This window comes from Pyxidicoccus fallax, assembly GCF_012933655.1.
Taxonomy (GTDB): domain Bacteria; phylum Myxococcota; class Myxococcia; order Myxococcales; family Myxococcaceae; genus Myxococcus; species Myxococcus fallax.
In genome coordinates this window covers 1-21,464 of record NZ_JABBJJ010000126.1, presented here as the reverse complement: position 1 = coordinate 21,464, position 21,464 = coordinate 1, and the positions used below count along the sequence as shown (strand labels likewise).

The following is a 21,464-nucleotide window of genomic DNA, read 5'->3' as shown; positions in this document are numbered from 1 at the left end:
ACTCCGCCCTCGTCCGCGGGCCTGAAGGGCGGCCGGGCGAGCGCCTCACCTCGGCGGCGCCATGTCGCGCACGAACACCAGCGAGTTGGAGCCGGCGGGCGGCTGGTCCAGCCGCGCGTCGCGGCGGGCCAGCAGGAACTCCAGGGCGAAGCCCGCGAAGTCGCACGCGCGCCGGGGCGACGGCCGCCAGGGCGCCGAGTAGACGGCGGACAGCTGCGCGCACGTCGACACCAGGGCCATGTGCGTGAAGGCCTGCGGGAAGTTGCCCAGCGCCTCGCCGGTGACGGGCACGGCCTCCTCGGCGTACAGCCCCACGTCGTTGCCCAGCGCCAGCAGCCGGTCGAGCACCTCCTCCGCCTCGTCCCAGAGGCCCGCGTGGGCCAGCACGTCCACCAGCCAGAACGAGCACAGGAGGAACGTCCCCTCCCCTCCCGCCAGCCCGTCCGGCGTGTGGTAGCGATACAGGAGCCCGTCCACCTCCAGCCGCTCGCGCACCACGCGCACCGTCTCACGGACCAGCGGGTGGGCCACCGGCAGGAAGCCCAGCGCCGGCATCAGCAGCGTGGACGCGTCCGCCGCGTCCATGTCCCGCGCCTGGGGGAACCAGCCGTCCTTCGCGCACTCCAGCAGGTAGCGGCGCAGCGCCGCGCGCTCTCGGGCCCAGCGCGACAGCGGCGCCGGCAGCCCGCGCGTGCGCGCCAGGCGCAGGCCCCGGTCCAACGCCACCCAGCACAGCAGCTTCGAGTGGACGAAGTGCCGGGGCTCGTCGCGAATCTCCCACAGCCCCTGGTCCGGCAGGCGCCAGCGGCGGCACACGTCCTCCACCAGCCCGGCGAGGTAGCCCCAGTTGGCGCGCGACAGCGGCCCGCCCGCGCGCACGTACAGCCACGCCGCCTCCAGAAGCTCGCCGGGCACGTCCAGCTGGAGCTGCTTCACCGCGCCATTGCCCACGCGCACCGGCCGCGCGCCGCCGTGGCCCTCCAGGTGCGCCAGCTCCACCTCCGGCAGCAGGCGGTGGCCCTGGATGCCGTACATGATTTGGATGTCCTCCGGGCGCCCCGCGCTGGTGCGCCGCAGCCAGTGGCGGAAGGCATCCGCCTCGTCGCGGTAGCCCAGCACCAGCAGGGAGATGAGCGTCAGCGACGCGTCGCGCAGCCACGTGAAGCGGTAGTCCCAGTTGCGCACGCCGCCCGGCTCCTCCGGCAGGGACGTGGTGGGCGCGGCCACCAGCGCGCCGGTGGGGGCGTACGTGAGCGCCTTCAGCGTGAGCGCCGAGCGCCGCACCACACGCGCATGCGGGCCCGTGTACGCGCAGCGGGCGGCCCACGTGCGCCAGAAGGTGAGCGTGTCCTCCAGCCGCTGGTGGAAGTCATCCCGGTCCGGCGCGTCCTCGGGCGAGCGCTCGACGAAGGACTGCGTCCACGCCGCCTCCACCCAGGCCTCCTCGCCCGCGCGCAGCGTCCACCGCGCGCGCAGCGCGTCCTCGCGGGCCACCAGCGGGTGCGTCGCCGTCACCCACAGCGCGTCCGCGCCGCCCACCACCTCGGCGGTGCGCCACGAGGTGAGGCGCAGGAGCGGTACGAAGGCGCCGTACTCGAAGCGCGGCGTCACCACCACGCGCACGGGCACCTCGCCGGACACGCAGCGCACCCGCCGCAGCAGCGCGTGCCGCGTGCCCACGTGCGTGCCGCTCTCGCCGCCGCCGGGGTACACCGGCATGCAGTCCACCACCTCCAGCGTGCCGTGCGGCGTGACGAAGGTCGTCGCCAGGACGTTGGTGTCCTCCACGTAGCGGCGCGTGGACTGGAAGCCGCAATCCGGCGCGATGCCGAAGCTGCCGCCCCGCCGCGCGTCCAGGATGCGGCAGAACACCGCGGGCGAGTCGAAGCGCGGGAAGCAGGCCCAGTCGATGGAGCCATCACGCGCCACCAGCGCGGCGGAGTGACAGTCTCCCAGGAGCGCGTAGTCGGCGATGCGGCGCATCCGCACTCCTTCCGGCGAGGCGAGAGGAACCGAGAGGGAGGCGCCGGCCCGCGCCCACGCCTCGCGGGCGGAAGCCGAGGCGCGATCGCCCTGCGTCCGGTCCTCCGCTCCTCACCGATGGGGTCGGCGTCCGCGCGGCGCAACCCGGGGCACGACGCCGACCGTGGCAAGCCGTGGCCAGGACGCGGGCCCGCCTTCCTGGCATCCAGCCACGGGCCCGTTGGAGCGCCGCGGAACAGCCGCGTCCTCGCACCAGGTCTCGATATCGGGAGCGGCCTCTCCGAGCGCTCGTGAGCAACGGGCGAGAGAGCCGTCGAGGGCTTCGCGACGGCCAGCCGGGCGGCGGCGTGGCCTCGAAGTCCCTTCCCTACTCACTGAGTTACCCCCATGATGCCATACGTATGCCCCGTGCCTCCAAGCCCCGCGAGCCGCGCCCCGCCTCCGAGAAGGCGCCGCCGGACACCGCGCTCGTCGCGGCGCTCACGCCCGCGGGCCACCTCGTCTTGGAGGCCGGACAGGACGGCGAGCCGCTCCCCGCCCCGCTTGCCCGGCGCCTGAAGGAGGCCTTTGACCCTGGCGGCGCGCGGGGCCTGTTCCACCTCGGAGCCGTGGAGGTGGGCACCGTCCTTCCCCCGACCCTCGCCTTCTGGCGAGAGTTCGCCCGCGACTTCGTCACCGCCCTCTGCGCGCACGAGTCCCTCGATACCTCCCCGGCCACGCTGCGCGTTCCCACGCATCCTCCGGAGGCGCTCGCCCGGCAGGCCGCGCTGGCCCCGCCCATGCGAGGTGGTGAGTACCTCACGCCCGCCGTGCTCGCCTCGCTGTGGGATGCCCTCCACGGCGCCTGGCGCGAGCACCTCGCCGGGACGAAGTCCCCTCCCCGGGCGCTGCTGCATGCGCTCAACCCCCTGTGGAGTGGCGTGGGCCGCGTCCACTTCCACCTGGCGGAGAACAAGCGCGACACGCGGCGGCCCTTCGCCTTCCTCGTCACCTACACCGAGGGCCTCTCCCCGAAGGGGACGCCGCTGCACCGGCCGCTGGGAGAAGCCCTGCGGGCCTCGGCGCGCGCGTCGGACGCGGCGGCGCTGCGGGCCCTGCTGGCGCCGGTTCAGCGCGCCACCGGGAAGAGTCCCTTCGTCCAGGAGCTGCTGGACCGCAAGGACCTCTTCCACCCGCTCGCGTGGACGCCCCAGGAGGCCTGGCGCTTCCTCCAGGAGGTGCCCGCGCTAGAGGAGGCGGGCGTGGTGGTGCGCGTGCCGGACTGGTGGCGCTCGCGCCCCAGGCCCCAGGTGACGGTGCGCGTGGGCGAGACCGCGCCCTCGGGGCTGGGCCTGGCGGCGCTGCTGGACTTCGATGTCTCCCTCACATTGGACGGCAAGCCCCTCACGCGCGAGGAGCTGGCCGCGCTGGCCAGCGCGGGCCGGGGCCTGGCACTGCTGCGGGGCCAGTGGGTGGAGGTGGACCGGGAGCGGCTGGAGGCGGTGCTCGCGCACTGGCAGCGGGTGCGGCGCGAGGCCGGCCCGGACGGGCTCTCGTTCCTGGAGGGCATGCGGCTGCTGGCCGGCGCGCGGCTCGACACGGGGGCGGCCCCGGAGGAAGCCGCGCGCGAGTGGGTCCACGTCCAGCCGGGGCCATGGCTGGAGGAGACGCTGCACACGCTGCGCGGCCCGGAGACGCTCGCCGAGCAGGCCGTCATCCCGGGACTGCGGGCCACGCTGCGCCCGTACCAGCGGGCCGGCGTGCACTGGCTGCACGTCCTCACCCGGCTGGGGCTGGGCGCGTGCCTGGCGGACGACATGGGCCTGGGCAAGACGCTCCAGGTGCTCGCGCTGCTGGCATGGCGCAAGGCGCGCCTGCCCCCCGGGCCGCCGCACCTGGTGGTGGTGCCCGCGTCGCTGCTGGGCAACTGGCAGGAGGAGTCGCGGCGCTTCACCCCCAGCCTGCGCCTGCTGGTGACGCACCCCTCGGCGCGGCCCGTCGCGGAATTGGCCGCCCTCCCCGAGGCGGAAGTCACCAGCCACGACGTCGTCCTCACCACCTACGGCACGCTGGAGCGGGTGCCCTGGGTGAAGGCCCGGGCCTGGGGGCTGGTGGTGCTGGACGAGGCGCAGGCCATCAAGAACCCGTCCGCGCGTCAGTCGCGTTCGGTGAAGGCGCTGCGCGCCGAGGCGCGAGTGGCCCTCACCGGTACGCCGGTGGAGAACCGGCTGGGGGACTTGTGGAGCCTCTTCGACTTCCTGACGCCGGGGCTGCTGGGCACGGCGCGCGAGTTCACCGCCTTCACCAAGGCGCTGGCCCGGGAGGGTGGCTACGGGCCGCTGCGCGAGCTGGTGCGGCCCTACCTGCTGCGCAGGATGAAGACGGACCCGGGCGTGGCGGCGGACCTGCCGGACAAGGTGGAGACCCGCGCCGAGTGCGCCCTCACCCCGAGGCAGGCGGCGCTGTACCAGGAGTCGGTGGACGCCCTGCGCGAGCAGCTCCAGCGGGTGGACGGCATGGAGCGGCGAGGCCTGGTGCTGGCGCTGCTCATGCGCCTGCAGCAGGTGTGCAACCACCCCTCGCACTGGCTGGGGGACGGACGGTGGGCACCGGAGGAGAGCGGGAAGTTCCTCCGGCTGACGGAGCTGTGCGAGACGATTGCCGCGCGCCAGGAGAAGGTGCTCGTCTTCACGCGCTTCCGCGAGCTGTGCGAGCCGCTGGCGGCCTTCCTCGCGCGCTTCTTCCCCCGGCCACCGCTGGTGCTGCATGGGCAGACACCGGTGCGGCAACGGCCGGCGCTGGTGAAGCGCTTCCAGGAGGAGGAGGGCGCGGGCGGCTTCGTGCTGTCGCTGAAGGCGGGGGGCACGGGCCTCAACCTCACCGCCGCCAGCCACGTCATCCACTTCGACCGGTGGTGGAACCCGGCGGTGGAGAACCAGGCCACGGACCGGGCCTACCGCATCGGCCAGCGGCGCAACGTGCTGGTGCACACCTTCGTCTGCCGCGGAACGGTGGAGGAGCGCATCGACGCGCTGCTGGAGGGCAAGCGGGGCCTGTCGCGCGAGGTGCTGGAGGGAGGCGCCGGGCTGCTGCTGACGGAGCTGCCGGACGCGGAGCTGCTGCGGCTCGTCTCGCTGGACGTGAAGCGCGCGGGAGGTGAGCCATGAGGCCCCTCTCCCGTCCGAGCCCCGGGTGTGAACAGGAAGGTGAGGTGGAGTGATGTTCTTCGACGAGGGCTTCCCCGAGTACGTGAGCGCGGCCGAACGCAGGCGGCGCGCCGCGCGTGAGCTGGAGAAGCTGCGCCGAAAGGGTGGCCACGCCTCGCCCGTGGTGGTGGAGGGACGCGCCCTGGCGCGCACGGTGTGGGGCAAGGCGTGGTGCGAGAGCCTGGAGTCCTTCAGCGACCTCGCGAACCGGCTGCCGCGGGGGCGCTCGTACGTGCGCAACGGGCAGGTGGTGCACCTGGAGGTGGCGCCGGGGAAGGTGAAGGCGCGGGTGCACGGCACCGAGCTGTACGAGGTGGCGGTGGAGGTGAAGCCCCTGCCGGGTGCGCGCTGGCGGCGGCTGGTGAAGGCGTGCGCGGGGCAGGTGTCCTCGGTGATGGAGCTGCTGGGAGGCCGGCTATCGGAGCCGGTGATGGAGGTGCTGTGCCGCCCGGGCGAGGGGCTCTTCCCGCTGCCGAAGGAGCTGTCCTTCTCCTGCACCTGCCCGGATGACGCGTCCATGTGCAAGCACGTGGCGGCGGCGCTGTACGGAATGGGGGCGCGGCTGGACACCGCGCCGGAGCTGCTCTTCACGCTGCGGCAGGTGAATGGGGCCGAGCTCGTCACCGGCGCGGCGGAGGGACTGGCCCGGGGCGCGCCCGCGTCGGGGGCCACGCTGGAGCAGGGCAGCGATCTGGCGGGGTTGTTCGGCATCGAGCTGGCGCACCCGGACGCGAGGGCGGAACCCCCACCGCGCGGGCGCGACGGCGCCGCGCGCAAGGTGGCGGCGAAGAAGCCCCGGGCGAAGAAGGCCGTGGCGAAGGCGCCGAAGAAGCAGCCCGTGGAGAAGGAGGCCGGGCGGAAGCAGGGCCCGGGAAGCCGGAAGGGCACGGCGAAGTCAGGAGGAACGCGGGGCTGAACGCGGACCGTGCGGTCAGCAGGGCTGGGGGGCTGGAGCTTCCTCGAAGAGCTGCTGCACGGAGTCGACCTTCACCGCCATGCGCAGCCAGGCCTTGAGCTGCGCCGGGTCCGTGCAGTCCTGGATTCTCTGGCGGGCCTCCGCGCCCACCTCGATGCCCCGAGCGTCGAGCACCTCGAGCAGTGCGATGACCTCGCCTTCCTGGCGGCCCTTCTGGCGGCCCTTCTGGAGTCCCTCTTCGATCCACTTCCGCACGAACTCCGTCTGGTACTCGTAGTTGCCGCTCTTCATCAGCGCCTCCAGGGCTCGGCGGGCCGCCTCTCCCAACGAGGACAGGACCAGGTCAAAGTAGAAGCTGCTCCGCTCGTCTTCAAGGCCCCGCACCGCCCCCACCACCGCCTGGACAATCTCCGGCCCCGCCTGCTCATCCCTCCCGTGGGCCATGGCCGACAGCACTCGCTGTGTCTGCCTTCAGCAGGTGGGCGCCAGCTCGCGGCTTCAGCTCATGGGGCACGATGGGAATTGCCAGCGCCTTGGCGCTACATCGAAGCTCCGGCCATGACCTCCAAGTACAACCCGGCTCAGCTCGACACGCAGCTGGACGCCCTCCGGAAGGCCACGCTCGGCACGGACGGTACGCGACAAGGGAGCTTCGCCGAGCTGTTCCAGACCTTCATGGACATCGCGGACGCTCCCGCGTTGCTCGACGTCAGCAAGCCCACGAAGGACAAGACCCTCCAGGGTGTCATCGAGACCTGTGCCCGCAGGCTCGTGGGGAACAACGCGCTGAGCATCCAGGGGCTGACCATGCTCCGGGTTGACAGGGCGGGCTTCCTCCACGGCAGCTTCTTCGCTGGCGCGTCTTTCGGCACCTTCTTCTACTTCGAGAAGGAGCGGCAGGGGCTTCTGGCCTTCGCCCAGGGCGGAGGCGTCACGCGCTTCGCCCGGATGACGTGGGTCGACCTGCCGGAGGGCGGCATCCCGGTCCGCGGACCTCCCGCCGGCTCGCAGCGCTCATAGCGCCAGGGACTCCCGTCGCGGCAGGGCCGCTCCCACCCGTGGCGGAGCGAACCGCACGTCAGACGCCCTGGGTAGGGTGGTGCCATGACATCCATGCGGCACGAAGGGCTCCTGCTGTTGTTCCGCAATCGCCCCACGCTGGCGGCGGAGCTGCTGCGTGACGCGCTGGGAGTGGGGCTACCCGACTGGTCCGAGGCGCGGGTGGAGTCGGCGGAGCTGACGGAGGTGGTGCCCACCGAGTACCGGGCGGACCTGGTGGTGCTGCTGTGGGAAGGCCGGCCTGTCTTCGCCATCGTGGTGGAGGTGCAGTTGTCGAGGGACGACGCCAAGCGCGGGAGCTGGCCGCTGTACCTCACGAGCCTGCGCTCGCGGGTGTCCTGCCCCACGGCGCTGCTGGTGGTGACGCCGGACGCTGCGGTGGCGCGCTGGTGCGCCCAGCCGATAGAGCTGGGGCACCCAGGCTTCGTGCTCAGGCCGCTGGTGGCCGGGCCGGAGGCCATCCCGGTGCTGACGGACGCGAAGGAGGCGAAGGGAGCGCCGGAGCTGGCGGTGTTGTCGGCCATGGCGCATGGGCATGGAGAGATGGGGCAAACCATCGCCCAGGCGGTAATGGGAGCAGTGGTGGGACTTGAAGCGGAGCGGGTGCGCCTCTACGTTGACCTGGCTGTGGCCTCGCTCAACGAGGCGGCGCGGCACGCCCTGGAGGAGCTGATGAGAAGTGGTACCTATGAGTACCAGAGCGAGTTCGCCCGTCGGTACGTGGCCCAGGGGCTCGAGGAGGGACTCCAGAAGGGCCTCCAGAAGGGCCTCCAGAAGGGCCGCCAGGAGGGTGAGAAGGTGGCCCTGCTGGAGGTGCTCGACGCACGTGGGCTCAAGGTGGACGCCGTGGCCCGCCAGAGAATCCTGGAGTGCACCCGGTCCGACCAGCTCAAGCGCTGGCTGCGCAAGGCGGTGACGGTGCGGTCCGTCCAGGAACTCTTCGCGCGGGGCCCCGTCTCCAAGCCTGCTCCCCGTGGAGACAGCAAGCGCGGCCGAGGCAAGAGCCCCCGCGGAGCTTGATGTTCCTCCGCGCATTCCCCTCGAGAAGGACAGGCAAGAGACGCTCCGCCGCGCCGCATGTCCGGAGCGCGGGGAATGAGCGGGGCCATCCGCCGCCACGCACCCGCGAGGCAATCCGCGGGAGCGCCGCGCCGTCCGCCCGCTGCGTCTCGGAGAGGCTCTCGGCAGCTTTTCCCCGGGGCCCCCTACCTCACTGGCCCCGGGGAGCTGGAGCGATGTTCGACCGGTCGGAAATCCACAAGGGAATGAAGGTGCGCGGAAACGATGGCCACACCATCGGCCGCATCATCGACATGAACGACAAGGAGCTCATCGTGGAGAAGGGCTTCATCCGCCGCCATGACTTCGCCGTGTCGCTGGAGGACGTGCGCGAGGTGATTCACGGCGAGGTGGTGCTCAACCACGGGCGCGACAGTCTCTTCTCCGCGCCACGCGAGGTGCCCATCCAGCACTGACGCCAGCCCCAACCTCACCCGCCTCGAGGTTCCTCCGGGGCGCCGGCCGCCAGCGGCGCCTCGCTCCACCCCGCGCGGGCCTCCGTTTCGCGCGCCGCGCGCCGGCCGGCCTCCACGTCCACGCGCCACAGCACCGCGGCGCCCGCGCCGAAGAACAAGAGCAGCGACAGCACCGCCTGCCGGCTGGAGCCCGTCAGCTCCACCGTCGCCGCGAACACCAGCGGGCCCGCCACCGCCGTCACCTTCTCGAAGACGCTGAAGAGGCCGAAGAACTCCGCCGCCCGGTCCTTCGGCACCATCTGCGCGAACAGCGAGCGGCTCAGCGCCTGGCTTCCGCCCTGCACCATGCCCACCAGCAGCGCCAGCGCGAAGAAGTGCACCGCCGAGCGCATGAAGTAGCCCAGGAACGTCACCCCCACGTACACCGCCAGCGCCAGCATCAGCGCCGGCTTCGCGCCCACCTTCGCCGCGCCCCGGCCGAACAGCACCGCGCACGGCACCCCCACCGTCTGCGTCAGCAACAGCGCCCCAATCAGCGCGCCCCGGCCGATGCCCAGCTCCGTCCCGTACAGCGTGGACAGCCGGATGATGGTGCCGATGCCGTCGCTATAGAGCAGGTACGCCACCAGAAGCAGCAGCGCCTGCCGGTGCTGGCGCAGCCCGCGCGCTGTCTCCGCCAGCTGCGTGAAGGTGCCGCGCAGCGACACCCGGCGCGCTCCGGCGGGGGCCATCACCGCCGGCTCTGGAATCCGCAGGAACAGCGGCACCGAGAAGACCGCCCACCACACCGCCACGGACAGGAACGTCGCGCGAGACGCCGCAGCCGCGTCCGCCAGGCCGAACCACCGTGGCTGCAATAGCACCACCAGCTGCGCCGCCAGCAGCAACCCTCCGCCCAGGTAGCCCAGCGCGTAGCCCGCGGTGGACACCCGGTCCAGCTCGTCGTCCCGCGCGATGTGCCGCAGCAGCGCGTCGTAGAAGACGATGCTGCCCGCCACGCCCACGTTGCCCAGGCCGAAGAGCACCAGCCCCACCTGCCAGTCCCCACGCCCCACCAGGGACAGCCCCACCGTGGCCAGCACGCCCAGCACGAGGAAGCTCCCCAGGAGCGCCTTGATGCGCCCCGCCCTGTCGCTCAGCGCGCCCAGCACCGGCGACATCACCGCCACCGCGCCCAGCGCCACGGCGGTGGAGGTGGCATAGCGGCTGGTGGCCACCTCGCGCGGCAGCCCCTCCGACACCACGGACGCGTAGTACAGCGGGAACACCACCGCGATGATGGTGGTGACGTAGGCGGAGTTGGCCCAGTCGTACAGCGCCCACGCGCGCAGCTCCGGCCGGGTGAGCCCCATGCGCGACAGCAACGCGTCCCAGGCGACCCTCATGCGCCGAAGTCCAGCGTCTGCACCGCGTCGTCGCCCTGCGCCGCCTGGTACACGTGCCACGCCGCCGCCAGGTCCTGGAAGGGCAGCCCCACCGGGGCGAACACCGTCACCTGCTCCGCCGACGTGCGCCCCGGCTTCATGCCCGCGACAAGCTCGCCCAGCTCCGCCTGGATGGCGTCCTCGCCCAGCCCCGCGCCGCCCACCGCGCCGCCCGCGACGCACAGCGCCCGGTGGTCCACCACGAGGAACGCCTGCCGCAACAGCTCCGCGGCCACCTCCGCCTTGCCCGGCTCGTCCGAGCCCAGCGTGATGATGTGCGTGCCCGGCCGCACCATGCCCGGGTGCAGGAAGGCCTGACGGCTCCACGTGGCGGTGATGACGATGTCCGCGTCCTCCACCGCCTCCGCCACCGAGTCCGCCAGGCGCACCGGCAGGTTCACCTCGTTGTACATGCGCGTGGCGAAGGCCAGCGCGCGCGCCGGCTCCGTGTCGAAGACGCGCACGTGGTCGAGCGAGCGCACCAGCCGCAGCGACTTGAGCTGCAGCACCGCCTGCCGCCCCGCGCCGATGAGGGCCACGCGGCTGGCGTCCGGCCGCGCCAGCACGTCCGCCGCGAGCGCCCCCGTCACTCCCGTGCGCACCGCCGTCAGGTGCCCGGAGTCCATGACGGCCATGAGCGCCCCGGTGCCCAGGTCATGCAACTGCACCACGCCTTGAATCGCCGGCGTCTGCGCGGGGAACTTCGCGTGCACCTTCACCGTGTACGCGGGGATGCCGGGCAGGCTGCCGGGAAACAGCACCATCGCGGTGCCCTGGGCATGCAGGGACGCACGCGCGCGCTGCGGGGCCACGGTGCGCGCCAGGGCATCGGAGCGAAAGGCTTCGCGCATGTCCTCCAGCAGGGTGGGCGCCTGGAGGTTGCGGGACACATCGGAGCGGGTCAGCAGGAGGGTGCGCATCTTCCGTCCAACCTAACGCCCCCTCGCGCTCGCCCCCAGCTTCCCGTGCACGTCCGCACGGCAAGCGCCCGCCGGTGGACGATGCGGCAATTGGACGAAGGTGCGTCACCCCTCGGGGAGAGGCGGCCAACCCGGGCGGGCAGTGCACCGGGGGCCCGGACGGCGAAGGCCCCGCGCGGCGCCTCCAAAAGGCCGCACCTGCTTCCCACCGCGGGAGGACGGCATCCTGGCGCCATCGTGCCCACCATTGAAGCGGGTGGGGCGGTAGAGGCGGGCAGGGCCTTGGGAGGTCGCTGATGCTGGAGCCGGATTCACGGCCCGTGAACACAGAAGGTCCGGACGGAGACAGGACGCTCCGCGCCGCGGACTTCTTGCGTGCCCACCGCCAGGAGATTCTGGCGGACTGGGAGCAGGCGATGCACGCGCTCCACGCGGACCACTCGGACCGGCACTCCTGGCTGATGGACCACATGCCGGAACTGCTCATCGCGCTGGCGGAGACCATCGAACACGGCCCCGAGGGCATGGGCACCGCGCTCTGGGACGAGCATGCACTGGAGCGGCTGGACCAGGGCTTCGACCTGGGCGAGGTGGCGTCCGAGTACGCGCTCCTGCGCAAGTGCGTGCTGCGCCGCCTGGAGTCGGAGCCGCGCACGCTGGCGCCGGGCGAGCTGGAGCGGCTGGAGGAGGCGCTCGACCGGGTGGTGACCCGGACGATGACGTGCTTCTCCCAGGCCCGTCAGCGCATCCTCCAGGCGTTGGACCGCATGTCGCAGGCCACGCTGGACGGCCCTTCCGTGGACACACTCCTGTCGCGGCTGCTCAGCGTGTTGATGGAGTCCGCGCTCGCGGTGGACGCGGCGGCCATGCTGATGCTGGAGGACGAGCGGCTCGTGGTGCGCGCCGCAGTGGGCCTGGGCGCGGACAAGGCCCTCGGCAGCTCCCTCGGGTGGGACGAGGGCTTCATGGGCCAGGTGGCCACCCACCGCAAGCCGCTGGCGCTGCGCTCGGCGTCCACGGACCCGCGCGTGGTGCTGCGGGCCCTCAAGGCGCCGGGGCTGCGCGCCCTGTACGGGGTGCCGCTCATGGAGGAGGACCGCCTGTTGGGCGTGGCGTACATGGCCTCGCGCACCGCCTTCCTCTTCGCGGAGCCGGACACGCTGCTGTTCCGCACCATCGCCCAGCGCGCCACCGCATACCTCGTACAGGCGCGGCTTCAGGCCCGCGAGCGCGCCGCGCGCGTGGAGGCCCAGCGCTCGCTGGCGCAGCTCGACGCGCTGCTGGCCGCCATGCCCCTGGGCGTGGCCTTCATGGACCTGGACCTTCGCGTGCTGCGCTCCAACCAGGCCATGGCGGACATCACCGGCGTCCCCGTCGAGGCCCAGCTGGGCCGCACCCTGCACGAGTTCGCCTTGAAGGAGACGCTCCAGGTCCTGGAGCCCCTGGTGCGCCACGTGATGGAGACGGGCGAGCCGGTGCGCGCCCACGAGTTCACCTCGTCGGTCGGCGCCACCCGGAAGCCGCGCGTGTACCAGGTGAGCTACCACCCCGTGAAGACGCCCACGGGCGAGCTGCTGGGCCTGGGCTGCACCCTGGTGGACATCACCGAGCACAAGCAGACCGAGGCCAAGCTCCAGCGCGCGGTGGACTTCCGCGAGCAGCTCCTCGCGGTGCTGGGGCACGACCTGCGCAACCCGCTCAACGCCATTGGCGCCTCGGCCTTCCAGCTCGCGCGCGCGCAGGAGTGGGGCCCGCCGGAGCGGCGCGCCGTGGACCGCATCCGCAAGGCCACCGCGCGCATGGGGCGGATGATCAACGACATCCTCGACTTCGCGCGCAGCCGGCTGGGCGGCGGCATCCCCGTGTCCCGCCAACGGATGAACCTCGCGGAGGTGTGCCAGGCCGCGCTGGAGGAGCTGCAGGTGAGCCACCCGGAGCGCCAGCTCGTCTTCGAGGCCCACGGTGACACGTGGGGGGAGTGGGACCCGGACCGCGTGACGCAGGTGCTGGGCAACCTCGTGGCCAATGCCATCCAGCACGGGCAGGAGGGTGTGCCGGTGCGCACCACCGTCCGAGGCGAGCCCGCGGAGGTGGTGCTGGAGGTGCACAACCTGGGCGAGCCGATTCCCCCCGAGCTGATGGCGCGCATCTTCGACCCGTTCAAGGCCACCAGCGCCCCGAAGGACCCGGCGAAGAAGACGCGCAGCCTGGGGTTGGGGCTCTACATCGTCAGCCAGATTGCCGGCGTACACGGTGGCCGCGTGGAGGTGCGCTCCACCGCGCGCGAGGGCACCACCTTCACCGTGCACTGGCCCCGCACGCGCGCCAGCAGGTGAGCCCCGCCGCGACGGCCGGGGCTCTTTCCATGCGAGCGCTCGGGCTACTTCTTCGCCGCGGGCGCGGCGGGCGTCAGCGCCAGCGTGTGCACGGCCTCGGCCAGCATGCGCGTGCCGGCGTGCAGGCTCTCCAGCGAGATGGACTCGTCCGGCGCGTGGCCGGTGTACGTCTCGCCGGGCAGGGCGGGGCCGAAGTCCACGCCCCGGGGGAACAGGCGCGCGTAGGTGCCGCCGCGCACGGACGTGGGCTTCACGTCCGGCGCCTTCCGGTGGCGCTTGTAGATGTCGAGCAGCGTGGTGACGAGCGTCCCGGACGTGTCCGCCACGTGCGGGTCGCCCACGTAGCGCTCGGCGCCCTCGTGCACGCGGCCCCCGCTGTCCTCGTCCACCTGCGCGGCGGCCTTGTCCAGCGCGGCGTTGAAGACAGCGGCGTCCAGCCCGCGCGGCCGGCGCATGTTGATGCCCAGCGTCACCTTGCCCTCCGTCACGCGCAGCACCGTGGGCGCGACGATGAGCGGCCCCATCAATTCCTTGTCCTCGTAGGCCAGCCCCAGCTTCCTACCGTGGTGGTCGCCATCGAAGCGGCGGGCCACGACGCGCAGCATGGCGGACACGCCGTCGTCCTCCAGCGGCAGGCGTGCGGCCACGGCGGCCAGGTCCCACATCGCGTTGTGCCCCTCGTCGGCGATGGAGGCGTGCACCGCCTTGCCCTGCGTGGACAGCACCACGGCGTCGCCCTCGCGCTTCACCTCCGCCTGGAGGCCGGGGCGCGCGGCCTTCTCCGCGGCCACGGCGGCCTGCACCTCGGCCAGCGCCTGCTCCACGGTGCGGCCCGCCGACGGCATGAGCTTCAGCATGGCGGCGCCGGGCACCTGGGTGAGGAACTCGCCGCCCTTGACGTCCACCGCGCGCAGCGTGGCGCTGGCGTCCTTCGAGGGCTCGCCCACGGCGGCCTCGAGCGCCCACGCGACGAAGCCGGACTGCGCGGCCACCACGGGGTAGTTGGAGTCCACGGAGATGACGTGCGTGGGCTTGGGCTGGGTGTTGGCGTACTGGCTCATCGGCGTCCAGTCGCTCTCCTCGCCGTTGCCGACGATGACGAGCACCCGGCCCTGCGCGGGCTTCAGGCCCAGCTGCCGCGCGAAGTCGAGCGCCACGAGCGCCTGCGCCAGGGGGCCCTTGTCGTCCTCCACGCCGCGGCCGTAGAGGCGGCCGTCCTGCACGTAGGGCTCGAAGGGCGGCTTCTTCCATTCGTGCGCGGGGGCGGGCACCACGTCACCGTGGAAGACGAGCCCCAGGTGCGGCGCGCCGTCGCCCCAGGACAGCTCGAACACGTCGTTGTTGCCCACGGCCCGGTACGCCATGCCGTGCGCCTTCGCCCACTTCTGCAGGAAGCGGCCCATGGCGGCGATGCCCGGATTCTTGGCGGCGGGGGCCTCGCTGCTGACCGTCTTGAAACGCACCAGCTGCTTCGTCAGCTCCACGACCTCGTCCAGCGCGCAGGCCTGGACGTAGGCGGCATAGCGCTCGGCGGCGGGAGCGCCCTTCATCGCCTGCTCGGAGAAGCGGGCGGCGCGGGCCTTGGGAGAGCCCTGGCAGCGCGCGTCCTTCGTCGCGGCCAGGGCCAAGGAGGGGATGACACAGCAGAGGGCGGCGGTGAGTCCGAGGCGCATTGGGGCGGCACCGTAGTCCAGGAGGGCGGTCCGGCCCACTGAAGGAACGGGGCATCCGCCTTCCGCCCGGCCGCCTGCTCCGTCTGGGGGTGAAACCCGGACGGCAGGCCGCTATTCCTCTGGGCATGTTCTTCAACGCCACCAAGAAACTGAGGATGCCGTCCCCGGACGAGGCACTTCCGGGCCGGTCGGAGGAGATACCTGTTCCCCCGAAGCACGAGGTGCTCGGCACGCCGCTCAAGGGCCCGGTTCCCGAGGGCTTCGAGGAGGTCGTGCTCGGCCTGGGGTGCTTCTGGGGCGCGGAGCGCAAGTTCTGGCAGACGCCCGGTGTGTACAGCACCGCGGTGGGCTACGCGGCGGGCCTGACACCCAACCCCACCTACCGCGAGGTGTGCAGCGGGCTCACCGGCCACAACGAGGTGGTGCGCGTCGTCTTCGACCCGAAGAAGCTCTCCTTCGAGCAGCTATTGCGTGTGTTCTGGGAGAGCCACGACCCGACACAGGGCATGCGCCAGGGCAACGACGTGGGCACGCAGTACCGCTCCGGCATCTACTACACGAGCGAGGCGCAGAAGCGCGCCGCCGAGGCCAGCCGCGACGCGTACCAGCGCGCGCTGAAGGCGAAGGGCTACGGCGACATCACCACGGAAATCCTCCCGGCGCCGGCCTTCTATTACGCCGAGGACTACCACCAGCAGTACCTGGAGAAGAACCCGGGCGGCTACTGCGGCCTGGGCGGCACGGGCGTCAGCTGCCCGGTGGGCGTGGGCGTCAGCGCCTGAAGCCTCATGAGGCCCGGGACGCGCGCACCCTGTCCCGGGCTTCCACAACCCGAGTTCAATAGCAGCCCGGTACAAGTGCAGCCGTGCTGTGTCACCTGCGTGTTCCAGGTTGACTCGGAAATCACGGCTGACCGCGTTATCTCGTCTCGGTTTGACTTTCTTCACTGTCCGAACGATTAGAATCACGGACAGAAAGGAAAGGACCGCTCGGGCGCAGCCTCCCCTCGGTAGTCAGCGGCAGTTCCCCTCTCCCACTTCCTCCAGCGGTCCGCTTTTCCCATGCGTGTACCGATTCTTCGTGTGCCTGGAGCGCACGCGCTCGGGTCATGGCTGGCCCGGGTGTGCGCGTTCCTGGCGGTGGTGGCGGTGTCGCTGTTCTCTCCCTCCGCGCGGGCGCAAATCGGGACGGTGAACCTCGCCCTCGGCCGGCCGACGGTGACGTCGTCGGTGGAGGGAGGCGGCCCCGGGATGTCCGGCCAGTACGCCGTGGACGGCGACCCGGGCACGCGCTGGGCCAGCGCCTTCGGCCCGAACGAGTGGATTCATGTCGACCTCGGCCAGAGCACGTCCATCGCCCGCGTGGTGCTCACCTGGGAGGCGGCATACGGCAAGGGCTACATCATCCAGACGTCCAACGACGCGGCGACCTGGCAGGACATCCGCACCGTCACCAACGGCGACGGCGGCACGGATGACCTGACGGTGAGCGGCACGGGCCGCTACGTCCGCATCCTCGGCACGGAGCGCGGAGCGCCCGCCTATGGCTACTCGCTGTGGGAGTTCGCCATCTACGGCGGCACGGCGCCCCCGCCCACGGGAGACCTCGCGAAGGGCCGGACCGCCACGGCGTCCAGCGTGGAGGCCAACGCCGCGCACCTCGCGCCGGGCTACGCGGTGGACGGGGACGTCACCACGCGCTGGTCCTCCGACGCGCTGTCCGACGCGCAGTGGATTCGCGTGGACCTCGGCAGTGTCCAGCAGCTCGGCAGCGTGTCGCTGAACTGGGAGGGCGCGTACGGCAAGCAGTACGTCATCGAGGGCTCCAACGACGACGCCACCTGGACGGCGCTCGCGCCCACCATCACCGATGGCGCCCCGGGCCGACGGAGCATCACCGTGTCCGGCAGCGCCCGCTACGTGCGCATGCGCGGCATCCAGCGCGGCACCGGCTACGGCTACTCGCTCTGGTCCTTCGAGGTGTACGCCCCCGGCGGCGGCAACCCGACCGACCCGCCCCCGCAGACCACGAACCAGAAAATCAAGCTGATGTTCCCCGAGCTGGCGTACGCGAAGATCAACGTCTCGCCCGCCCCCATCAGCATCACCCCCACGCCCGAGGAGGGCAGCACCACGCCGTCCGTGCGCAACCCGCCCGGGCCCTTCACCTACGAGCTGACCTTCCCGCCCAACACCACCGTCACGATGTCGAAGAACCAGTTCTCGCCCACGGCGCCGAACACCGACATCCGGCTGGTCGTCACCACGCACGCCGGCACCGTGCTGCGCGCGCAGAGCGTCTCCACGCTCGCGGTGGAGGGCGCCGAGTGGAAGGTGGAGATCTTCTCCACCGGCACCAGCCCCGATGGGCGCGACCGCACCATCATCCCCGACCCGTACGTGGCGCCCGCGCCGCCGCCCGTGGCCGGAGCCTTCGCCGTCTCCGCGCCCGCCAACGGCGCGATGATTACGAACACCCGCCGGCCCACGCTCCAGTGGGCGGCCGTCACGGGCGCGACGAACTACCGCGTCTACCTGAACGTCAGCCGCGACGACTACGACTGGATGGCGCCCGGCGGCCTGCTGGACCGCTACACGCTGATGGCCACCACGTCGGGCACCTCGTGGACGCTGGACCAGGACCTGCCGGACCGCTGGACGTACAAGTGGTACGTCGTCGCCACCTTCCCGAGCGGCAACACCAGCCGCTCCGACCTGCGCACCTTCTCCGTCTACCTGCCGGTGGTGGAGACCGCGGATGACGGCGTCGCGCTCATCAACGGCATCCGCGACCTCAACAAGAACGGGACGATTGAGCCCTACGAGGACTGGCACAACCCCATCACCACTCGCGTCAACGACCTGATGTCGCGCATGACGCTGCACGAGAAGGCGCTGCAGATGTTCTTCGACGCGAAGACGGTGCCCGAGGCCGGCTTCACCATGGGCCCCCTGAGCCCACAGGACATCGTCAGCTTCCAGCGCGCCTCCGCGCTCACGCGCCTGGGCATCCCGCACGTCGACGCGGGCGACACCATCCACGGCTACAAGACGAGCTGGCCCACGCAGCCGGCGCTCGCCGCCTCGCGAGACCTCGACACCGTCTACGAGCTGGGTGACATGCAGCGCCGCGAGCAGCTCGCCGTGGGCAGCCGCGGCACGTTGTCGCCGCTGGCCGAGGTGGGCACGAAGGTGCTCTACCCGCGCATCCAGGAGGGCGGCGGCGAGGACGCGGACCTGGCGGCCGGCATGGCGCGCGCGCTCATCGCGGGCCTGCAGGGCGGCCCCGAAGTCAACCCGCACTCCCTCTGGGTGACGACGAAGCACTGGCCGGGCCAGGGCGCGGGCGGCGAGGCCGGCATCACCTACGACGGCACCACCATCCACTACCACATGCGTCCGTGGCACGCGGCCATCGAGGCGGGCACCAGCGGCATCATGCCCGGCTACGCGGGCAGCTGGCTGCTCGGGCCGGAGGGCTACGGCGCCGGTGACAACCCGGGCATCCTCAACTACCTCCGCCAGAAGCTCGGCTACACCGGCGTCATCTGCTCGGACTGGCTGCCGTCGGGCGCGTGGTCGCGCTCGGCCAACGCGGGCTCGGACGTCATGGGCGGCGCCACCCCGACGCAGATGGGCAGCTTCGAGAGCGAGGTCAGCGTGGCCCGCATCGACGCGGCCGTGCGCCGCATCCTCGACCTCAAGTTCCGCCTCGGCGTCTTCGAGGACCCGTACCGCCGGGGCCCGGCCGGCACCTCCGAGTGGCACACCGCCAGCCACAAGGCGCTGGTGCGCCGTGCCGCGCAGAACGCGATGACGCTCCTGAAGAACGACGGCGCGCTGCCGCTGCGACTGCCCGCCGGCTCCACGCTCGTCGTCGCCGGCCCGCGCGCGGACGACCCGTCCTGCATGGTGACGTGGCGCTCGGACTTCCACGGCACCGAGTTCGGCGACCTCACCATCTACCAGGCCATCAAGCAGCGCGCCGAGCAGGCCGGCATCACCGTCTACAAGGACGCCGCGCCCGCGGGCGTGACGCCGAACGCGGCCGTCGTCGTGGTGGGCGAGAGCTACTTCACCCACGGCACCGAGTGGGACAAGGAGAAGCCCTACCTGCCGGGCGACCCCATCGGCCCCGCGCACGACGCCAAGTGGGGAGACCAGTACGGCCTCATCACCGGCTTCAAGGCGCGCAACATCCCGGTGACGACGGTGCTCATCCTCCCGCGCCCGTACATCCTCACCAACGTCGTCCCGCAGACCAACGCGCTGTTGGTGGCGTACCGGCCCGGTGACTCGGGTGGCCCGGCCGTGGCGGACGTCCTCTTCGGCGACGTCTTCCCGCGCGGCCAGCTCCCCTGGCAGTTGCCGCGCTCGCTGGACCAGATTGGCACTGACGTGGAGAACAACCAGCTCGAGCAGTGGGACCTGCCCTTCGACCTGGGCGCCACCGCCGCCCAGCGCGCGGAGATTCGGCAGAAGATTGCCCAGGGCGCGCCCATCCAGCCCATCTACGGCAACCCGCTCTTCCAGTACGGCGCGGGCATCCAGGGCTTCGGCCTCGTGGACGCCACGCCGCCCACGGCCTTCACGCTGCAGACGCCGGCCACGGGCTCCACGATTTCGACGAAGCCCACCTTCACCTGGACGGCGAGCAGCGACCCGCAGACGGGCATCCACCGCTACGAGGTCTTCCTCGACGGCAGCCCCTTCCCGGTGGCCACGACGCGCACCCCGTCCGCCTCGCTCACCAGCGTCAGCATCGGCAACGGCGCGCACACCTGGTACGTGAAGGCCTACAACTGGGCCGGCGGCGTCACCCAGTCGGCCACGGCCACCTTCACCATGAATGACACCACGCCGCCCGCGGCCTTCGCGGCGCTGCTGCCCGCGCAGGGCTCGGCGGTGCCGGGGGCGGTGACGACGTTCGTCTGGGAGCAGACCACCGACGTGGGCGCGGGCGTCTCGCGGTACGTACTCAACGTGGATGGCACGGACCGCACGCCCACGGCCACGCCGCGCGCGTACGTGGGCACGACGACGAACCTCGCGCTGGGGCGCAACGTGGTGGCCTCCTCCAACGAGTTCGGCAGCGCCAACGACGCGGTGGACGGCAACCCCACCACGCGCTGGTCCAGCCGCAACGACACGGCCAGCCCGGACACCGAGTCCATCACCGTGGACCTCGGCGACGTCTACTCCATCAAGCGCGTGCGGCTGAGCTGGGAGGCCGCGTACGGCCGGCAGTACGTCGTGGAGACGTCGGTCGACGGCGCCACCAATTGGCGGTCGCTGTCCACGCAGACGGCCGGCGACGGCGGCGTGGACGACCTCACCAACCTGAGCGGCGTGGGGCGCTTCGTGCGCATGCGCGGCGTGCAGCGCGCGACGGGCTACGGCTACTCGCTGTGGGAGTTCGAGGTGTACGGCGTGGGCACCGAGCAGCTCTCCATCACCGGGCTGAACGCGGGCAGCCACACCTGGCGGGTGCGGGCGGTGGACGGCGCGGGCAACAGCGTCCAGTCCAACGGCCCCATCACCTTCACGAAGTGACGGGGTGAAGCACGGGGCGGCCGTGACGCATGGCGGCCGCCCCTGGAGGGCTCATCAGCCCAGGTTGTGGAAGACGCGCTGGACGTCGTCGTCCTGCTCCAGCGAGTCCACCAGCTCCAGCACCTCGTTGGCCTTGTCCTCGGGCAGCTCGATGAGGTTCTGCGCCACGTACTCGGACTCCGAGGAGATGGGGGACAGGCCCTTGGCCTCGATGGCGGACTGCATCTGGCCGAAGTCGGCGAAGGCGCAGCGGATGATGAGCTGCTTCTCGCCCTTCTCGCCGGTGCCCTCGCCCATCTCCTGGAGGCCGTGGTCGATGAGCTCCAGCTCCAGCTCGTCCTGATTCAGGCCCTCGGGGTTGAGGCGGAAGACGCCCATGCGCTGGAACATGAAGGCCACGCTGCCGGTGGTGCCCAGGTTCCCACTGTACTTGTTGAAGTGCATGCGCACGTTGGCCACGGTGCGCACGACGTTGTCGGTGGCGGTCTCCACCATCAGCGCGATGCCGTGCGGGGCGTAGCCCTCGTAGAGCACGATTTCGTAGTCGGCGCCGGACTGGCCGCTGGCGCGCTTGATGGCGGCCTCGACCTTGTCCTTCGGCATGTTCGCCGCGCGAGCGTTCTGGAGCACCCGGCGCAGCGTGGAGTTCGAATCCGGGTTCGGCCCTCCGGCCTTCACGGCGATGGCGATGTCCTTGCTGATGCGCGTGAACACCTTCGCCATCTTGTTCCAGCGGGCCATCATCGTGGCCTTGCGAGTCTCGAAAATGCGTCCCATGGGGAATGTATAGGTCGGTCGCAACGCGCGTGGCTACTCCCGCGCGGCCCCTCCTGACGTCCAGGCCATGGCCGGCCCCTGGGCGGGTGACGCTCCCCTCCCCCCCGTCCAGGCCGCCCGGTACTCAACGTCCCGGGTCCGGCGGGTGTCCTGCGCCCCACAAC

14 protein-coding genes are annotated in these 21,464 nt (G+C 71.9%); 8 read left to right on the top strand and 6 right to left on the bottom strand.

Annotated elements, in window-relative coordinates:
* Positions 1–45 precede the first annotated feature (45 nt).
* A complete protein-coding gene (locus HG543_RS25435) occupies positions 46–1,983 on the bottom strand; it encodes a glycoside hydrolase family 15 protein (RefSeq protein ID WP_169347448.1) in 1,938 nt (645 codons plus the stop codon).
* 401 nt (positions 1,984–2,384) lie between these two features.
* Here HG543_RS25435 and HG543_RS25430 point away from each other — a divergent pair, with 401 nt between their 5' ends.
* Positions 2,385–5,129, top strand: coding sequence for a DEAD/DEAH box helicase (locus HG543_RS25430; RefSeq protein WP_169347447.1), 2,745 nt, complete (start codon positions 2,385–2,387; stop codon positions 5,127–5,129).
* Positions 5,130–5,181: 52 nt separating this feature from the next.
* Positions 5,182–6,084 carry an SWIM zinc finger family protein gene (locus HG543_RS25425; RefSeq protein WP_246357288.1) on the top strand — a complete coding sequence of 301 codons (903 nt, stop codon included), beginning with the start codon at positions 5,182–5,184 and terminating at the stop codon, positions 6,082–6,084.
* Between the two features lie 15 nt (positions 6,085–6,099).
* Here HG543_RS25425 and HG543_RS25420 read toward each other — a convergent pair whose 3' ends face one another.
* The gene (locus HG543_RS25420) at positions 6,100–6,528 is read right to left on the bottom strand and encodes a hypothetical protein (protein ID WP_169347445.1); all 429 of its coding nucleotides are present in this window, start codon (positions 6,526–6,528) and stop codon (positions 6,100–6,102) included.
* Positions 6,529–6,642: 114 nt separating this feature from the next.
* Here HG543_RS25420 and HG543_RS25415 point away from each other — a divergent pair, with 114 nt between their 5' ends.
* The 3 genes from HG543_RS25415 (at position 6,643) to HG543_RS25405 (ending at position 8,618) form a co-directional block, all read left to right on the top strand.
* The gene (locus HG543_RS25415; RefSeq protein ID WP_169347444.1) at positions 6,643–7,104 is read left to right on the top strand and encodes a hypothetical protein; all 462 of its coding nucleotides are present in this window, start codon (positions 6,643–6,645) and stop codon (positions 7,102–7,104) included.
* An 84-nt stretch (positions 7,105–7,188) separates the two neighbouring features.
* Complete coding sequence (locus HG543_RS25410) at positions 7,189–8,163, top strand: RpnC/YadD family protein (protein WP_246357284.1); 975 nt, start codon at positions 7,189–7,191, stop codon at positions 8,161–8,163.
* A gap of 215 nt (positions 8,164–8,378) precedes the next feature.
* Positions 8,379–8,618, top strand: a complete 240-nt coding sequence (locus HG543_RS25405) for a hypothetical protein (protein ID WP_169347443.1) — start codon at positions 8,379–8,381, stop codon at positions 8,616–8,618.
* A 14-nt stretch (positions 8,619–8,632) separates the two neighbouring features.
* Here HG543_RS25405 and HG543_RS25400 read toward each other — a convergent pair whose 3' ends face one another.
* Both HG543_RS25400 and HG543_RS25395 read right to left on the bottom strand, forming a co-directional pair.
* Positions 8,633–10,003, bottom strand: a complete 1,371-nt coding sequence (locus HG543_RS25400) for an MFS transporter (protein WP_169347442.1) — start codon at positions 10,001–10,003, stop codon at positions 8,633–8,635.
* Positions 10,000–10,962, bottom strand: a complete 963-nt coding sequence (locus HG543_RS25395; RefSeq protein ID WP_169347441.1) for an ornithine cyclodeaminase family protein — start codon at positions 10,960–10,962, stop codon at positions 10,000–10,002. Before HG543_RS25395 ends, HG543_RS25400 begins: the two co-directional genes overlap by 4 nt.
* Positions 10,963–11,282: 320 nt before the next feature.
* On the opposite strand from HG543_RS25395, the gene HG543_RS25390 reads away from it, so the two are divergent.
* On the top strand, positions 11,283–13,298 hold the full coding sequence (locus tag HG543_RS25390) for an ATP-binding protein (RefSeq protein ID WP_343073431.1): 2,016 nt from the start codon (positions 11,283–11,285) through the stop codon (positions 13,296–13,298).
* 44 nt (positions 13,299–13,342) lie between these two features.
* Here the strand turns inward: HG543_RS25390 and HG543_RS25385 are convergent, their stop codons facing one another.
* Complete coding sequence (locus HG543_RS25385; RefSeq protein ID WP_169347439.1) at positions 13,343–14,971, bottom strand: Sapep family Mn(2+)-dependent dipeptidase; 1,629 nt, start codon at positions 14,969–14,971, stop codon at positions 13,343–13,345.
* A 125-nt stretch (positions 14,972–15,096) separates the two neighbouring features.
* Between HG543_RS25385 and msrA the strand changes: the two genes are divergently transcribed.
* Positions 15,097–15,753: a peptide-methionine (S)-S-oxide reductase MsrA gene (gene msrA / locus HG543_RS25380; RefSeq protein ID WP_169347438.1), complete on the top strand. Its 657-nt coding sequence runs from the start codon at positions 15,097–15,099 to the stop codon at positions 15,751–15,753.
* 300 nt (positions 15,754–16,053) lie between these two features.
* On the top strand, positions 16,054–20,523 hold the full coding sequence (locus HG543_RS25375) for a galactose-binding domain-containing protein (RefSeq protein WP_343073430.1): 4,470 nt from the start codon (positions 16,054–16,056) through the stop codon (positions 20,521–20,523).
* Between the two features lie 54 nt (positions 20,524–20,577).
* Here HG543_RS25375 and HG543_RS25370 read toward each other — a convergent pair whose 3' ends face one another.
* On the bottom strand, positions 20,578–21,300 hold the full coding sequence (locus tag HG543_RS25370) for a YebC/PmpR family DNA-binding transcriptional regulator (RefSeq protein WP_169347436.1): 723 nt from the start codon (positions 21,298–21,300) through the stop codon (positions 20,578–20,580).
* Positions 21,301–21,464 lie beyond the last annotated feature (164 nt).

Coding starts and splice junctions, on each gene's coding strand:
- HG543_RS25435 (WP_169347448.1), bottom strand. CDS start 1,983: ATGCGCCGCATCGCCGACTACGCGCTCCTGGGAGACTGTCACTCCGCC.
- HG543_RS25430 (WP_169347447.1), top strand. CDS start 2,385: ATGCCCCGTGCCTCCAAGCCCCGCGAGCCGCGCCCCGCCTCCGAGAAG.
- HG543_RS25425 (WP_246357288.1), top strand. CDS start 5,182: ATGTTCTTCGACGAGGGCTTCCCCGAGTACGTGAGCGCGGCCGAACGC.
- HG543_RS25420 (WP_169347445.1), bottom strand. CDS start 6,528: ATGGCCCACGGGAGGGATGAGCAGGCGGGGCCGGAGATTGTCCAGGCG.
- HG543_RS25415 (WP_169347444.1), top strand. CDS start 6,643: ATGACCTCCAAGTACAACCCGGCTCAGCTCGACACGCAGCTGGACGCC.
- HG543_RS25410 (WP_246357284.1), top strand. CDS start 7,189: ATGACATCCATGCGGCACGAAGGGCTCCTGCTGTTGTTCCGCAATCGC.
- HG543_RS25405 (WP_169347443.1), top strand. CDS start 8,379: ATGTTCGACCGGTCGGAAATCCACAAGGGAATGAAGGTGCGCGGAAAC.
- HG543_RS25400 (WP_169347442.1), bottom strand. CDS start 10,003: ATGAGGGTCGCCTGGGACGCGTTGCTGTCGCGCATGGGGCTCACCCGG.
- HG543_RS25395 (WP_169347441.1), bottom strand. CDS start 10,962: ATGCGCACCCTCCTGCTGACCCGCTCCGATGTGTCCCGCAACCTCCAG.
- HG543_RS25385 (WP_169347439.1), bottom strand. CDS start 14,971: ATGCGCCTCGGACTCACCGCCGCCCTCTGCTGTGTCATCCCCTCCTTG.
- msrA (WP_169347438.1), top strand. CDS start 15,097: ATGTTCTTCAACGCCACCAAGAAACTGAGGATGCCGTCCCCGGACGAG.
- HG543_RS25370 (WP_169347436.1), bottom strand. CDS start 21,300: ATGGGACGCATTTTCGAGACTCGCAAGGCCACGATGATGGCCCGCTGG.